Here is a 15,269-nt window from a genome sequence, read left to right as displayed (position 1 = left end):
ACAATAGAATTTAGTTACAGATTTATAAAATGGATAAAAAAATAAAATTTATAAATACTGAAAAAATGGAGGAGAAAAAATAATGATTAAGGAATATAATCCTAATGAAATTGAGAAAAAATGGCAAGATAAATGGGCTGAAAAAGATGTTTTTAAGTCTGAAAATAAAGCCGATGGAAAAGAGAATTATTATGTGCTTGAGATGTTTGCATATCCATCAGGGAAATTGCATGTTGGGCATTTGAGAAATTATGCGATTGGTGATGCGATTGCTAGATATAAGAAAATGAAAGGGTTTAATGTGTTGCATCCGTTTGGATGGGATAGTTTTGGGCTACCTGCGGAAAATGCGGCGATTGATCATGGGGCTCATCCTGGAAAATGGACTAAAGCGAACATTGACAATATGAGAAGACAGTTGAAACTTATGGGTCTTTCTTATGATTGGGATAGAGAACTTAGCACTTACACTCCAGAGTATTACAAATGGAATCAAAAATTCTTTATTGAAATGTACAAAAAAGGATTGGTTTATAAGAAAAAATCTTTTGTAAACTGGTGTCCTGATTGTAATACGGTTTTGGCGAATGAGCAAGTTGAAGATGGGAAATGCTGGAGACATAGTAAAACTGATGTTATTCAAAAGGAATTGTCGCAATGGTATTTTAAAATAACTGATTATGCTGAAGAATTGCTGCAAGGGCATGAAGAACTTAGAGGACATTGGCCTGAACAAGTTTTAACTATGCAAAAAAACTGGATTGGAAAATCAACTGGATCTGAAGTTGACTTTATTTTAGATTACAAATTTGAAAATAATGGACATACGCATTTGAAATTGAATGACAAGGGAGAAGTTGTAATTTCTGTGTTTACAACAAGACCTGATACACTTTATGGAGTTACTTATGCAACTGTTGCACCAGAACATCCATTAGTTGAGGAAGTTATTTTAAAGGAAAATCCTAGTATTAGAGAAAAAGTTGAAGCGATGAGAAATGAGGATAAAATCGCTCGTACAGCGGAAGATAAGGAAAAAGAAGGAGTATTTTCTGGACTTTATGTGATTAATCCTGTAAATGGAGAAAAAGTGCAATTGTGGGTTGCAAATTATGTGTTGATGGATTATGGGACAGGAGCTGTTATGGCGGTGCCTGCACATGATGAAAGAGATTTTCAATTTGCTAAGAAATATAACTTGGATTTGAAAATTGTTGTAAATCCTGTTGACAAAAATGGAAATTTAGAAGAAGTTTCTGTTGAAAAATTGGAAAATGCTTTAACAGTTCCAGGAATACTGGTAAATTCAGAAGAATTTAACGGATTAAATAGTAATGAAGCAAAAGAGAAAATTACTGAAAAATTGGAAAAAATTGGGCTTGGTAAGAAAACGGTAAATTATAGACTTCATGATTGGTTGATTAGTAGACAAAGATATTGGGGAACTCCGATTCCTGTAATTTATGATGAAGATGGGAATATTTACTTGGAAGAAGAAGAAAACTTGCCTGTGAAACTTCCTACTGATATTGAATTTAATGGGAAAGGGAATCCGCTTGAAACTTCAGAAGAGTTTAAGGATGTGATTTTGCCGAATGGGAAAAAAGGTAGAAGAGAAACTGATACGATGGATACTTTCGTTGACTCGTCTTGGTACTATTTGAGATATTTGGATTCTCATAATGCGGATAAGCCATTTGAAAAAGCGGACGCAGATGCTTGGACACCTGTAAATCAATATATTGGTGGAATTGAACATGCGGTAATGCACTTGCTTTATGCGAGATTTTTTCACAAATCACTTAGAGATTTAGGATATATTGATACAAATGAGCCATTTAAAAAATTGTTGACGCAAGGAATGGTTTTAGGGCCTTCATTCTATTCGCAAAACGAGAGAAGATACTTATTTCCAAGAGAAGCTGAATTTAAAGATGGAAAAGCGTTCTCGATTGAAACAGGGGAAGAATTAGTTACAAAAGTAGAAAAAATGAGTAAATCGAAAAATAATGGAGTTGATCCTGAAGAAATCGTGAAAGAATATGGAGCTGACTCTTCAAGAGTGTTTACATTATTTGCTGCACCGCCTGAAAAAGAATTGGAATGGAACATGAACGGACTTGCAGGGGCATACAGATTTATAAACAGATTGTATTTGTTAGTTTCTGGAACTGCAGAATTTTCTGACCATAATGCGAAATCAGCAAATCACTATGGAGTTGAATTAAAAAATAGAAATCAAAAAGATGAAGAAATTCAAAAGAAATTGCATCAAACAGTTAAAAAAGTTACAGAAAGCATCGAAGATGATTTCCACTTCAATACCGCAATTGCAGCTGTTATGGAATTGTTAAACGACATGACGACTTACAAGCAAGAAGTAATTGATAAAGACAATATATCTTCAGAAAGCAAAAAAATCTGGCGTGAAGTATTGGAAAAAACAATCTTGTTAATCACACCATTTGCACCACATGTAGCTGATGAATTGTGGGCTTATTTAGGAAATAAAACATTTACTTTTGAAGAAGAATGGCCAAAATATGACGAAGAATTGACAAAAGATCATACTTTCAATTTGGTAATCCAAGTAAACGGAAAAGTGAGAGACATGGTTTCAGCTCAAATTGGTATTTCAAAAGATGATGCTGAAAAACTTGCGTTTGAATCAGAAAAAGCTAAGAAATTTATTGATGGAAAAGAAGTTGTGAAAGTGATTGTTGTACCAAATAAATTGGTTAATGTTGTTGTAAAAGGGTAAATAATTTTTATAAAAGGTGGGGGATTTTTTTTTAAATTAAGAAAATCTCAATGGATATTTTGTTTGAAAAAATAGAAGAAAATAAAGAAGTATTTATTAGATTACGTGATAAATTGAGAATAAGAGGCGATATTAAAATGACAAGAATAGCAGTAACTGGAGTGACAGGACATTTAGGTGGAATTGTTTCAAAATTATGTAAGAAAAATGGAATAGAAGTTAGAAACTTGGCTAGAAATAAAGAAAAGGCTGAAAAAATGGGATTTTCTAATGTTTTTAAGTCGAGTTATGATAAATCAGAAGAAACTGTGAAAGCGCTAGAGGGAATTGATGTTCTTTTTATGGTGTCTGGTTCGGAAAATCCTAACCGTGTTCAGCAACATAAAGATTTTATTGATGCGGCTAAAATGGCAAAAGTTTCGCACATTGTGTATCTTTCGTTTTACAATGCTTCAAAAAATTCTGTATTTACATTGGGAAGAGATCATTATGCAACTGAAGAGTATATTAAAGAAAAAGGGTTTAAATATACATTTTTGAGAGATAATTTTTATGCGGATTTCTTTGTGGATATGTGTAGAGAATATGGAGAAATAAAAGGACCTGCGGGGAATGGGAAAGTCTCTGTTGTAGTTCGTTCAGATGTTTCGGAAGTTGTTGCTAAAATTTTGGAAAATCCAAAAAAATGGGAAAATCAAACTTTGAATATGACAGGGCCTGAAGAACTTACAATGAATGAAATTGTAAAAATTGTGAGCGAATATTTTGGAAAAGAAATTAAGTATATTGATGAAACTGTGGAAGAAGCTTACGAAAGTCGTAAAATTTGGAAGGCTGAGCAATGGGAATATGATTCTTGGGTTTCGACTTATACTGCGATCGCTCAAGGTGAACAATCTGGAATTTCTAATGACATTGAGAAAGTTTTAGGGCGTAAAGCTACTTCGCTTTTGGAATATTTGGAAAAATTATAAGGGAAATATGAAATTATTTAATGAATTTAACAAGGGGTTCTTGACTCTTTGTTATAGAATAAATATTTTTTTGACAAAATAAAGAGTCGGCATTGAAGCTGGCTTTTTATTATATTATAAAATTTATTTTATAATATTAAATAAAAGAAAGAAATTATATTTTATATTATTTTCTAATAGAGTATTTTAATCTCTTGCAAAGAAATTTATAACCAATTTGTAGTTTAAATGGGAATAATTTAGGGTAAAAAATTATGGAAGAAAAATTATGGAAGGAGAAAAAAATGACATTACAGCAGTTAAAATATGTAGTTACAGTCGCTGAAAAAGGGACATTGAGTGATGCTGCAAAAGAGCTTTTTGTTTCTCAACCAGCACTGACCAAGGCTATAAAAGAATTGGAAGATGAAATGAATGTGTCAATTTTTAACAGAACAAATAAGGGAGTGATTGTTTCTCTTGAGGGAGATAGATTTTTGGGGTATGCAAGGCAGGTTTTGGAGCAGACAGATTTATTGGAGGAAGAGTATAAGAAAGGGAATAAGATAACTCGGCATTTTTCAGTATCTACACAGCATTATTCGTTTGCGGTGAATGCTTTTGTGGATGTGATTAAAAAGTTTGGGGAAAATAAATATGATTTTACGCTTAGGGAAACTCAGACTAATGAAATTATTGAAGATGTGAGCAAGAGAAAAAGTGAAATTGGGATTTTGTATACTTCAGGGGCAAATAAAACTGTGATTGAGAAAATGATAAAAAGAAATAATTTGAAATTTATTGAATTATTTACTGCGAAGCCGCATGTTTTTATTAGTTTCAATCATCCTTTGGCAAAAAAAGAAAGCATTAGTCTTGAAGATTTGAAGGAATATCCATATTTGTCGTTTGAGCAGGGGGATTACAATTCATTTTATTTTTCGGAAGAAATACTTAGCACGATTGACAGGGATAAAAATATAAAAGTTAGAGACAGGGCGACTTTGTTTAATTTGGCAGTTGGGCTTAATGGGTATACTGTGAGTACAGGGATAATCAGTAAAGAGCTGAATGGGGAAAATATTATTGCAAGACCGCTGGAAGTTGATGAGTATATGAAAGTGGGGATTATAATGCAGAAAAATATTAAACTTAGTGTTTATGGGAAAGTTTATGTTGAGGCTTTGAAGGAGCATTTGAAATATACGGAAATTTTGTAAAATTTATAAAAATTATTTTGAGATATTATTGAAAAAACTGAAATAAAAAGAAATAAAAAAGACTGAATTAGAATTGTAAATTTTAGTGCAGTTTTTTTTATAAAAAAAAATGATATAAATAAAAGTTATAGCAAACCAAAAAATAAATATATTTTACAGAAATAATATATTTGTATATAATAATTTTATCAAAAATAATTAGAGATATTACTAGTGTAACAAATAGATAAAGGAGATAAATTATGAAAACGGCGATTATTGGATACCCTAGAATTGGGGAGAATAGAGAATTAAAATTTGCGATAGAAAAATATTGGAGAAATGAAATTACAGAGAATGAACTTTTGGAAATAGCGGAAAAGCTTAGAAAAGACCAGTGGTTAAAACAGAAAGAAGAGAAAATTTCATTTATTCCAGGAAATACATTTTCATTTTATGATGGAATGCTGGATACAATAATTTTATTGAATGCGATTCCAAAACATTATAAAGATTTAGGATTGAATGAACTGAATACATATTTTGCAATTGCGAGAGGTTATCAAGGGGAAAAAGGAGATGTAAAAGCTCTTTCAATGAGAAAATGGTACAATACCAATTATCATTATATGGTTCCTGAACTAGATGATTATGCAGAGATTAAATTAAATGCAGATAAGATATTTAATGAACTTGAGGAAGCTAAAAAATTAGGAGTGAGTACTCATCCGTCAGTAATTGGACCATTTACATTTTATAAATTGGCTAAAACAACTGGAAATAAAGAGAAAAAAGAATATTTAACTGATATTGTAAATGTTTATGTGGAATTGCTGAAAAAATGTAATGAAAAAAATATCGATTGGATTCAAATTGAAGAACCGCAATTAGTAACAGATCAGACAGAGGAAGATATAAAATTGTTTGAAGAAATTTATACAGAAATTTTGAAGAATAAGAAAGATGTAAAAGTATTGCTTCAAACATATTTTGGAGATGTGAGAGATTGCTACAAGACAATAACAAAACTTGATTTTGATGGGATAGGTCTTGATTTTGCTGAAGGAAGACAAACTGAGAAATTAATAACTGAAAAGGGATTTCCAAAAGATAAAATATTATTTGCAGGAATTGTAAATGGGAAAAATATTTGGAAATGTGACTATAAAAAAGTTTTAAATATATTGAATAATTTAAAAGGAAAAGTTGAAAATATAGTAATAACGACATCTTGTTCACTGCTTCATGTGCCTTATACTTTGAGAAATGAAAAAAAATTATCAGAAAATATATTAAGATATTTCTCGTTTGCTGAGGAAAAATTATCAGAATTAAAAGAGTTGGGAGAATTGAGTCAAGTTCTTTGGAAAAATTCGCTGGAAAAAGTGCAGGAAAATGAATTTTATGTAAAAAACCAAAAAATTATAACTTCTGAAAAAGGAATGGAAGATAAGGAAGTTAGAGATACGGTTAAAAAATTGAAAGATAGTGATTTTGTAAGAGAGGGAGCAAGAAAGGAAAGACAGAAAATTCAAAGGGAAGAGTTGAATATTCCTTTACTTGCAACAACTACAATAGGTTCTTTTCCGCAAACAAAGGAAGTGAAGCTAAATAGAAGCAAATTTAGAAAAGGTGAAATTAGCAAAGAAGAATATGATAAAAATGTATTTAACTTCATAAAAGAATGTATTGAATTGCAGGAAAAAATTGGACTTGATGTACTTGTGCATGGAGAGTATGAAAGAAATGACATGGTTGAATTTTTTGGAGAAAATCTGGCAGGATATATATTTACAGAAAAAGCGTGGGTTCAGTCTTATGGAACAAGATGTGTAAAACCGCCAATAATTTTTGGAGATGTGAAAAGAACAAAACCAATTTCAGTTCTGTATTCTGAATATGCTCAGAAATTAACTAAAAAGCCTGTTAAAGGAATGCTTACAGGGCCTGTAACAATATTAAACTGGTCATTTCCAAGAGAAGATATTTCATTAAGCGAAATGGCATTTCAAATTGGACTTGCCATACGAGAAGAAGTATTGGATTTAGAAAAAGCAGGAATAAAAATAATTCAGATAGATGAAGCTGCACTTAGGGAAAAATTACCGTTAAGAAAAGAAGATTGGCATAAAGAATACCTTGATTGGGGATTGAAGGCATTTAGACTTTGCCATAGTGGAGTAAAAGTGGATACGCAGATTCATACACATATGTGCTACAGCCAATTTGAAGATATAATAAAAGACATTGACAATATGGATGCCGATGTTATAACATTTGAAGCTTCAAGATCAAAATTGACAATTCTTGATTTCCTAAAAGAAAATAACTTTGAAACAGAGGTAGGTCCTGGAGTTTATGATATTCATTCTCCTAGAGTACCTTCAGTTGAAGAAATTGTAGCAGCTTTAGAAATAATGGTTAAAAAAATTGGAAAAGAAAAATTATGGGTAAATCCTGATTGCGGATTAAAGACAAGAGGAATTACAGAAACTGTAAAAAGTTTGGAAAATCTTGTTGAAGCTACAAAAATTGTGAAAAGTAGATTATAGAAATATTATTAAAAAAAAATAAAAAAATGCAAAAAATATAATAAATTTATAAATAAATAATAAATAAAGGAGCTGATAAATATGTGTACAATAAATGCACCTCATAGACATGATACGGTAGGAAGCTTTTTAAGACCTGAAAGATTGAAAAAGGCTAGAAATGATTTTGAAAAGGGGAAAATTGACAAGGAAGAATTGACAAAAATTGAGAATGAAGAAATTAAAAAAATTGTGGATAAGCAAATTGAACTTGGATATACAAGTGTTACTGATGGAGAGTTTAGACGAAGTTACTGGCATTTGGATTTCTTCTGGGGATTTAATGGAATTGGACATATTCACGCTGATAAGGGATATGAATTTAATGGAGTTGTAACTCGTGATGATACTGCGATTGTTACTGGAAAAATTAGCGGGGAAAATCATCCATTTGTAAAGCATTTTATATTTTTGCGAGATTTGGTAAAAGATAAAAAAGGTGTGGAAGCTAGATTTACGATACCAGCTCCAGCACAGTTTTATGCGGAATTAGTAAGGGAAGATAAGCATGTTGAGGCACTTCTTAAAGTTTATCCTAATTTTGAAGGTTTGGAAGATGATATTGTAAATGCTTACAAAACAGTAATAAATGATTTGTATAATGAAGGGCTTAGAACTTTGCAGATTGATGACTGTACTTGGGGATGTCTTGTTGATGACAACTTTATTGCTTCATTTATTGAAAAAAGTGATAGGGATAAGGAAGTTATTAGGCGTGAATTTGCAGAAAGATTTTTGAATATAAATAATAGAGTTTTCCAAAATAATCCAGAAGATTTGGTAATTAATACACATGTTTGCCGTGGAAATTATGCTTCGACCTGGTTTGGGCAAGGTGGATATGATAAAATTGCTGATGAACTTTTTGGAAAAGAAGATGTGAACGCTTATTATTTGGAATTTGATACAGAAAGAGCTGGAACTTTTGAATCACTTGCAAAAGTTTCTGGGGATAAAAAAGTTGTATTGGGGCTTATAACTTCTAAAAATCCGACTTTAGAGGAAAAGGAAACTGTGATTGCTCGTATAAAAGAAGCATCAAAATATGTTCCGCTAGATAGACTTTATTTAAGTCCACAGTGTGGATTTGCTTCAACAGAGGAGGGAAATCATCTTACAGAAGAACAGCAATGGGCAAAGCTTAGATTTATTAAGGAAGTTGCTGATGAAGTATGGGGAAAAAAATAATAAAAGAAAATTATTTAGAAAAGTGTGCTATTTGTCACACTTTTTTTAGTGAAAATATGATAAAATAATTTTGTTAATCAAAATATTTTGTTTGATAAAAAAGAAAATAAGGAGTCAAAAAAATGAAAGAGGAATTTAAGAGCAAGTATAATTTGAGTGGAAAAACTGTAATAGGAGATGTTATTAAGAAATATCCTTATATTAAGGAATATATGCCGATGATTTCTCCAGAATACAAAAAACTTCTGGATCCTGTTCAATATATGATGATGTCTAAAATAGCAAATCTTAATATGATAGCAGAACGTGGGGAATTGGAACTTGATTATTTGATTATGCTGATGGAAGCTAAGATTGATGAAGAAGAAAATAAAAAGAAATAAATTTTTAAAATAAGAAAGCATCTGTTTTGATGAAAATCATTCAGATGTTTTTTTATAAAAAAATGGTGCGAGTGACGGGAGTCGAACCCGTACGGCTACTGCCACTACCCTCTGAAAATAGCATGTCTACCAATTCCATCACACTCGCATAGAATATTAAATTTTTATAAATATTATTATAATGGTGCGAATGACGGGATTTGAACCCGTACGACCAGGAGTCACTACCCCCTCAAGATAGCGTGTCTACCAGTTCCACCACACTCGCATATTAAAAATTTTTTAATTTAAATTATTAAACTCTAAAAGCATTATACATTCAAAATTTAAAAATGTCAATTATAAATTAAAAAAAATGAGTAAAAAATTTGATTTTGTGCTACAATATGGATATGAAATAAATTTAAAAAAAGTTTTTGAAGGAGATGAATATGGAGAAAGCTGAAACGTTAATAGAAATTAACAATCTTATTACGAGTTTTCGGATAAAAGATGAATATTTTCCAGCTGTTGACAATGTTTCATTGAAACTTGGAAGAAATGAAATACTGGCAATAGTTGGAGAATCGGGATGTGGGAAAAGTACGCTTGCTACTTCCATTATTGGACTACATAATCCGAATAACACTAAGCTGGAGGGAGAAATAAATTTTGAAGGTAGAAATCTTTTGAAAATTGGGGAGGAGGAATATAACAAGATTCGTGGGAATAAAATTGGGATGATATTTCAGGATCCATTGTCGGCTCTTAATCCGCTTATGAGGATTGGAGATCAGATTGAAGAGGGGATGATTTATCATACTAAACTATCTAAGAAGGAAAGGGAAGAACGTGTACTTGAGCTGTTAAATCACGTTGGAATAAAAAATGCTGAACGTATAGCAAGACAATTTCCACATGAATTATCGGGAGGAATGCGGCAAAGGGTTATAATTGCAATAGCGCTTTCATGTAAGCCTGAAGTTATTATAGCTGATGAGCCAACAACGGCACTAGATGTTACAATTCAGGCACAGATACTGGATTTGCTAAAAACTTTGCAAAGTGAGATAAATGCTGGGATTATATTAATTACTCATGATCTGGGTGTAGTTGCAGAAATGGCAGACAGAGTGGCGGTTATGTATGCTGGAGAAATTGTAGAAATTGCCAATGTGAAAGAATTGTTTGACAATCCAAAGCATCCTTATACAAGATCACTTTTAAGTTCAATTCCACAACTTGACAGTGAACACGAAAAGTTGCATGTAATTAAGGGAATTGTTCCATCAATAACTAAGATGGAGAGAACAGGCTGCCGATTTTCTAAAAGAATTCCTTGGATAAAGGAAAATGAACATGAAAAAAATCCAAAGCTGCATGAAGTTGAAGAAGGGCATTTTGTAAGATGTACCTGCTGGAAAAATTTTCATTTTGAAAAGTAAATTTTAAAAATTTAGAGAGGAAAAAATAGAAGTATGAGTTTTATTGAAGTAAAAGACTTAAAAGTTCATTATCCTATTCGTGGAGGATTTTTTAATAAGATAATTGATTATGTTTATGCTGTAGATGGAGTCAGTTTTACTATTGAAAAAGGAAAGACTTATGGACTTGTGGGAGAATCGGGATCTGGAAAGTCTACAATTGGAAAGGCGATAATTGGGCTGGAAAAAATAAAAAGTGGAAAGATTATTTATGAGGGAAGGGAAATTGACAGAAAATTTAGAAATAGAAGAAGTGAATATAATAGAAATGTGCAAATGATATTTCAAGATTCGTTATCCAGCTTAAATCCTAAAAAAAGAGTAATTGATTTAATTTCAGAACCTTTGAGAAATTTTGAAAATTTGACGCTAGATGAAGAAAAAAGGAAAGTATCGGAACTGCTGGAAATTGTAGGAATGAACAGAGAAGATATTTTTAAATATCCGCATGAATTTTCTGGCGGGCAAAGACAAAGGCTAGGGATTGCACGGGCTGTTGCGACAAAGCCTAAGCTGATTATTGCAGATGAGCCTGTGTCAGCACTTGATTTGTCAGTCCAGGCGCAAGTATTGAATTATATGAAGGATATTCAGGAGCAGTTTGGGCTTAGCTATCTTTTTATTTCCCATGATTTAGGAGTTGTAAAGCATATGTGTGACTATATGTTTATAATGTATCACGGAAGATTTGTGGAAACTGGAGAGAAAAATGATATTTACAAAAATCCTGAACATTTTTATACAAAACGGCTAATTGCAGCGATTCCAGAAATACATCCAGAAAAACGGGCAGAAAATAAAAGAAGACGGTTAAAAATCGAAAAAGAATATTTAGCAAATGAAAAAAAATATTATGATGAAAATGGACGTGTCTTTGATCTAAAAAAATTAACAGATACACATTTTGTTGCTTTTAAAGATAAAAATCTGAGAAATAATGGAAATAGTGAAAAAGGAGGCAAATAATCAATGTGGAAAACAGTTTTAAGAAGAATACTTGTTATGATACCGCAATTATTCATACTTAGTGTATTAATCTTCATTTTGGCAAAACTTATGCCAGGAGATCCGTTTACTGGGCTAATTACACCGCAAACTGATCCTGCGGCACTTGAAGAATTGCGAAGAAAGGCAGGGTTGCTCGATCCTTGGCATATTCAGTATGTAAGATGGCTAAAAAATGCTTTTTCCGGTAACTTGGGAATGAGCTATACTTATAACGTTCCTGTAAAGACGCTTATTGGAGAACGTGCAGTAAATACTTTTATTTTGTCGCTGCTTAGCCTTATTCTGACATATTGCATTGCAATACCGCTTGGAATGCTTGCTGGACGTTATCAAAACTCAATGCTTGATAAATGTGTTACATTTTATAACTATGTGAGCTATGCGATACCGACTTTTGTGCTTTCGCTTATAATGATCTGGTTTTTTGGATATACGCTTGGGTGGTTTCCGACAACTGGTTCAGTGACGGCTGGGCTTCATACTGGAACTTTTGGTCAGATTCTTGACAGGATTTATCATATAATATTGCCTGCAATTACATATGCATTGCTGGGAACAACTTGGATTGTGCAGTATTTGAGAAATGAAGTGATTGATGCTAAAAATCTGGATTATGTAAAAACGGCGAAAAGTAAGGGAGTGCCTGAAAATAAGGTTTATTCTAGACATATTTTCAGAAATTCGATTTTACCAATTGCAGCGTTTTTTGGCTATTCGATAACAGGACTTCTGGGAGGTTCGATTTTTATTGAAAAAATATTCAGTTATCCTGGAATGGGAGGACTGTTTGTAAATTCTATAATAACACGGGATTACAGCGTTGTTACTGCATTAATATTGCTTTTTGGATTTTTAACATTGCTTGGAAGTTTGCTTTCAGATATTATTCTTAGTATTGTTGATCCTAGAATTAGAATAGAGTAGGTGGTGAAGGAATGTCTAATAATGAAATTTTAAAGGGAAATAATAGAAAAACAGAAGATTTTAAAAATATTAAGAAAAGTGATAACAAGCCAACTGGAATTAGTGTTATTACAAGGGAAATATTAAAGGATAAACTGGCACTTGCTTCGCTTATTATTCTTGTAATCCTTTTTGGAATAATTTTTATTGGATCGCTTTTTGCAAATCAGGATGAAATTATGAAAATAAGTCTGCTTGATAAGTATGCCATTCCAATGAAAGAGGGATTTTGGCTAGGTTCTGACTCTGGAGGACGTTCGATATTAGGACAGCTTATATTAGGAGCAAGAAATTCGATTATTATTGGTTTTGCAATAACTATTCTAACTTCAGGAATTGGGATATTTCTAGGTTTAATAGCAGGATATTATGGAAAATGGGTGGATAATGTAATAATGAGAATTATTGACTTTATCACAATTTTACCGACACTTATGATAATTATTGTATTTGTTACAATTGTTCCAAAATATACAATTACAACTTTTGTTCTTATAATGAGTGCATTTTACTGGGTTGGATCAGCACGTCTTATTAGAAGTAAGGCACTTTCAGAAAGTAAAAAAGACTATGTTTTAGCTTCAAAAACTATGGGAACAAAGGATTTGACAATAATTTTCAGAGAAATACTGCCTAATTTAAGTTCAATTATAATTGTGGAATTGACATTGGGATTTGCTGGAAATATTGGGATTGAAACAGGGCTTAGTTTTCTAGGATTTGGATTGCCGCTTTCTACACCGAGTCTTGGGACATTAGTTGGTTATGCAGCAGATCCCGAAGTGCTGTCGACAAAATTGTGGATATGGCTTCCAGCTTCAATATTAATTTTGATTATGATGCTTTGCATAAATTATGTTGGTCAGGCTTTAAATAGGGCAGCTGATGCAAAACAAAGAAGAGGATAAAAATTTTAGGAAAAGGAGAATTAAGTATGAAAAAATGGAAGTTGATAATAACGTTTTTAGTATTAATATTCGCAATGTCGTGCAGTCCAGGTAAAAAGAGAAGTGAAATGCCTGGCGCAAAACTGAATTTATCATTATTTCCAATAAAAACATCAAATAATGAACCTGCAATAGAAGGTGGAACTTTACAAGTGGCGATGGTAAAGGATGATCCGCTTGTTGGAGTTTTTAATGAAGTGCTTTATACAGATGGCTATGACGGCGATATTATTTCAACATTTTTAAGTTCAGGAATATTTGAGGTAGATGGGAATTTTGAAATAACAGATACTGGAGCTGCCACTCTTAAAGTTGATGCTCAAAATAAAAAAGCTACAATAAAAATAAAAGATGGAATAAAATGGTCGGATGGACAGCCTTTGACTGCCGATGATGTAATTTATGCCTATGAAGTTGTGGGAAATAAGGATTATCCAGGTGTCAGATATACAGAGGAAAGTCAAAAAATCGTTGGAATGAAGGAATATCATAGCGGAAGTGCAAAAAATATTTCAGGAATAAAAAAAATAGATGATAAAACAGTAGAAATTTCATTCTCGCAGTTAGGACAAAGTATCTATGCAGTTGGAAATGGTTTAATTGGAAATGCATTACCAAAGCATTATTTAAAAGATATTCCAATAAAAGATTTAATTTCATCGGATAAAATTAGAGTAAAACCAGTAACATTAGGTCCATATAATCTTACAAAAGTTTCACGTGGAGAAAGCCTGGAATTTACTGCAAATCCATATTATTACAGAGGAAAACCTAAAATTAACAAGGCAATATTACAAGTGGTAAACTCACAATCTATAGTAGCGGCATTAAAGACTGGGAAATATGACTATGTAATGAGTATGCCTGATTCTCTGTATAATAATTATAAGGATTTGAAAAATATTGAAACTTTGGGGCAACAGGATTTGTATTATTCGTATTTGTCGTTTAAATTAGGGCATTACGACAAGGCAAAAGGGGAAAATATAACAGATCCGAACGCCAAGATGGCAGATGTGAGATTGCGTCAAGCTCTTGCTTACGGTATAAATGTTGAAGAAATAGCGCAGGCATTTTATTTTGGATTAAGACAGGAAGCAACTTCATCAATTCCGCCTGTTTTTAAAAAATATTTTCCAAAGGATTTAAAGGGTTATCCGTATAATCCTGAAAAGGCAAAGCAACTACTGGATGAAGCGGGATATAAGGATGTAAATGGAGATGGATACCGTGAAGATAAAAATGGGAAACCTTTTGAAATAAAGATGGCATTTATGGCTGGTGGAGATGTGGCAGAGCCGCTTGCGCAAAATTATATTCAAAGTTGGAAAAAAATAGGAATAAAAGCCGTTCTTACATCAGGAAGATTACTGGCTTTCCAAAATTTTTATGAAAAAGTGGAAGGAGATTCTAAAGATATAGATGTATTTTTTGGAGCATGGGGAGTTGGGACAACCCTAGATCCAACTAGTTCAGCAGGAAGAAAGTCTCAACTTAATTATTCACGTTTCGTATCGGAAGAAAACGATAGACTAATGGCAGAAATATTAGGTGAAAAATCATTGACAGTTCCAAATTATAAAGCAGAAGCATTTAAAAACTGGCAAAAATATTATATTGGACAGGCGGTGGAAGTTCCGCTAATGTACAGATATAAACTTACTCCAGTAAATAAACGGCTAAAAAATGTATATATTGGCTATGATGCAGCATTAAAGGATGAAGGAATTTATAAGTGGGAACTTACGGCAATTAATCCGATGAGATAAGTATTTTGATATACAAAATTAAAAAAATAGATAAATGTAATTAA

The 15,269-nt window shown here is 32.1% G+C and carries 11 protein-coding genes and 2 tRNA genes; 11 read left to right on the top strand and 2 right to left on the bottom strand.

What is annotated here, in order from left to right; genetic code table 11:
• Positions 1-82: 82 nt before the first annotated feature.
• The 6 genes from leuS (at position 83) to HW276_RS07705 (ending at position 9,075) form a co-directional block, all read left to right on the top strand.
• Positions 83-2,761, top strand: coding sequence for a leucine--tRNA ligase (gene leuS / locus HW276_RS07730; RefSeq protein ID WP_178938046.1), 2,679 nt, complete (start codon positions 83-85; stop codon positions 2,759-2,761).
• A gap of 50 nt (positions 2,762-2,811) precedes the next feature.
• Positions 2,812-3,735 (top strand): SDR family oxidoreductase, encoded by a 924-nt coding sequence (locus tag HW276_RS07725; protein ID WP_255460410.1) that lies wholly within the window; start codon positions 2,812-2,814, stop codon positions 3,733-3,735.
• A 254-nt stretch (positions 3,736-3,989) separates the two neighbouring features.
• Positions 3,990-4,934 (top strand): LysR family transcriptional regulator, encoded by a 945-nt coding sequence (locus tag HW276_RS07720; protein WP_255460409.1) that lies wholly within the window; start codon positions 3,990-3,992, stop codon positions 4,932-4,934.
• A 242-nt stretch (positions 4,935-5,176) separates the two neighbouring features.
• Positions 5,177-7,465, top strand: a complete 2,289-nt coding sequence (metE, locus tag HW276_RS07715; RefSeq protein WP_178938045.1) for a 5-methyltetrahydropteroyltriglutamate--homocysteine S-methyltransferase — start codon at positions 5,177-5,179, stop codon at positions 7,463-7,465.
• 81 nt (positions 7,466-7,546) lie between these two features.
• Positions 7,547-8,692 (top strand): 5-methyltetrahydropteroyltriglutamate--homocysteine S-methyltransferase, encoded by a 1,146-nt coding sequence (locus tag HW276_RS07710; RefSeq protein ID WP_147004011.1) that lies wholly within the window; start codon positions 7,547-7,549, stop codon positions 8,690-8,692.
• Between the two features lie 122 nt (positions 8,693-8,814).
• Complete coding sequence (locus tag HW276_RS07705; protein ID WP_255460407.1) at positions 8,815-9,075, top strand: DUF1858 domain-containing protein; 261 nt, start codon at positions 8,815-8,817, stop codon at positions 9,073-9,075.
• Positions 9,076-9,138: 63 nt separating this feature from the next.
• Here HW276_RS07705 and HW276_RS07700 read toward each other — a convergent pair.
• Positions 9,139-9,223, bottom strand: a tRNA-Leu gene (locus HW276_RS07700).
• Between the two features lie 34 nt (positions 9,224-9,257).
• Positions 9,258-9,343 (bottom strand) — tRNA-Leu (locus HW276_RS07695).
• A 163-nt stretch (positions 9,344-9,506) separates the two neighbouring features.
• Between HW276_RS07695 and HW276_RS07690 the strand changes: the two genes are divergently transcribed.
• Genes HW276_RS07690 through HW276_RS07670 form a run of 5 tightly spaced genes read left to right on the top strand, consistent with a single transcriptional unit; the run spans position 9,507 to position 15,225 of the window.
• Positions 9,507-10,499, top strand: coding sequence for an ABC transporter ATP-binding protein (locus tag HW276_RS07690; RefSeq protein ID WP_178938044.1), 993 nt, complete (start codon positions 9,507-9,509; stop codon positions 10,497-10,499).
• Positions 10,500-10,532: 33 nt separating this feature from the next.
• Positions 10,533-11,504 carry an ATP-binding cassette domain-containing protein gene (locus HW276_RS07685; RefSeq protein ID WP_178938043.1) on the top strand — a complete coding sequence of 324 codons (972 nt, stop codon included), beginning with the start codon at positions 10,533-10,535 and terminating at the stop codon, positions 11,502-11,504.
• A 3-nt stretch (positions 11,505-11,507) separates the two neighbouring features.
• Positions 11,508-12,470 carry an oligopeptide ABC transporter permease gene (opp4B, locus tag HW276_RS07680; RefSeq protein ID WP_146964568.1) on the top strand — a complete coding sequence of 321 codons (963 nt, stop codon included), beginning with the start codon at positions 11,508-11,510 and terminating at the stop codon, positions 12,468-12,470.
• 11 nt (positions 12,471-12,481) lie between these two features.
• A complete protein-coding gene (locus tag HW276_RS07675) occupies positions 12,482-13,417 on the top strand; it encodes an ABC transporter permease (RefSeq protein ID WP_178938042.1) in 936 nt (311 codons plus the stop codon).
• A gap of 26 nt (positions 13,418-13,443) precedes the next feature.
• Positions 13,444-15,225, top strand: coding sequence for an oligopeptide ABC transporter substrate-binding protein (locus HW276_RS07670; RefSeq protein WP_178938041.1), 1,782 nt, complete (start codon positions 13,444-13,446; stop codon positions 15,223-15,225).
• Positions 15,226-15,269: the final 44 nt, after the last annotated feature.

This window comes from Leptotrichia sp. oral taxon 417 (genome assembly GCF_013394865.1).
Lineage (GTDB): Bacteria > Fusobacteriota > Fusobacteriia > Fusobacteriales > Leptotrichiaceae > Leptotrichia > Leptotrichia wadei_A.
The sequence above is the reverse complement of the archived record's forward strand: the minus strand, read 5'-3'. Positions and strand labels throughout refer to the sequence as shown.

Coding starts and splice junctions, on each gene's coding strand:
- HW276_RS07690 (WP_178938044.1), top strand. CDS start 9,507: ATGGAGAAAGCTGAAACGTTAATAGAAATTAACAATCTTATTACGAGT.
- opp4B (WP_146964568.1), top strand. CDS start 11,508: ATGTGGAAAACAGTTTTAAGAAGAATACTTGTTATGATACCGCAATTA.
- HW276_RS07720 (WP_255460409.1), top strand. CDS start 3,990: ATGGAAGAAAAATTATGGAAGGAGAAAAAAATGACATTACAGCAGTTA.
- HW276_RS07725 (WP_255460410.1), top strand. CDS start 2,812: ATGGATATTTTGTTTGAAAAAATAGAAGAAAATAAAGAAGTATTTATT.
- HW276_RS07705 (WP_255460407.1), top strand. CDS start 8,815: ATGAAAGAGGAATTTAAGAGCAAGTATAATTTGAGTGGAAAAACTGTA.
- HW276_RS07710 (WP_147004011.1), top strand. CDS start 7,547: ATGTGTACAATAAATGCACCTCATAGACATGATACGGTAGGAAGCTTT.
- metE (WP_178938045.1), top strand. CDS start 5,177: ATGAAAACGGCGATTATTGGATACCCTAGAATTGGGGAGAATAGAGAA.
- leuS (WP_178938046.1), top strand. CDS start 83: ATGATTAAGGAATATAATCCTAATGAAATTGAGAAAAAATGGCAAGAT.
- HW276_RS07685 (WP_178938043.1), top strand. CDS start 10,533: ATGAGTTTTATTGAAGTAAAAGACTTAAAAGTTCATTATCCTATTCGT.
- HW276_RS07675 (WP_178938042.1), top strand. CDS start 12,482: ATGTCTAATAATGAAATTTTAAAGGGAAATAATAGAAAAACAGAAGAT.
- HW276_RS07670 (WP_178938041.1), top strand. CDS start 13,444: ATGAAAAAATGGAAGTTGATAATAACGTTTTTAGTATTAATATTCGCA.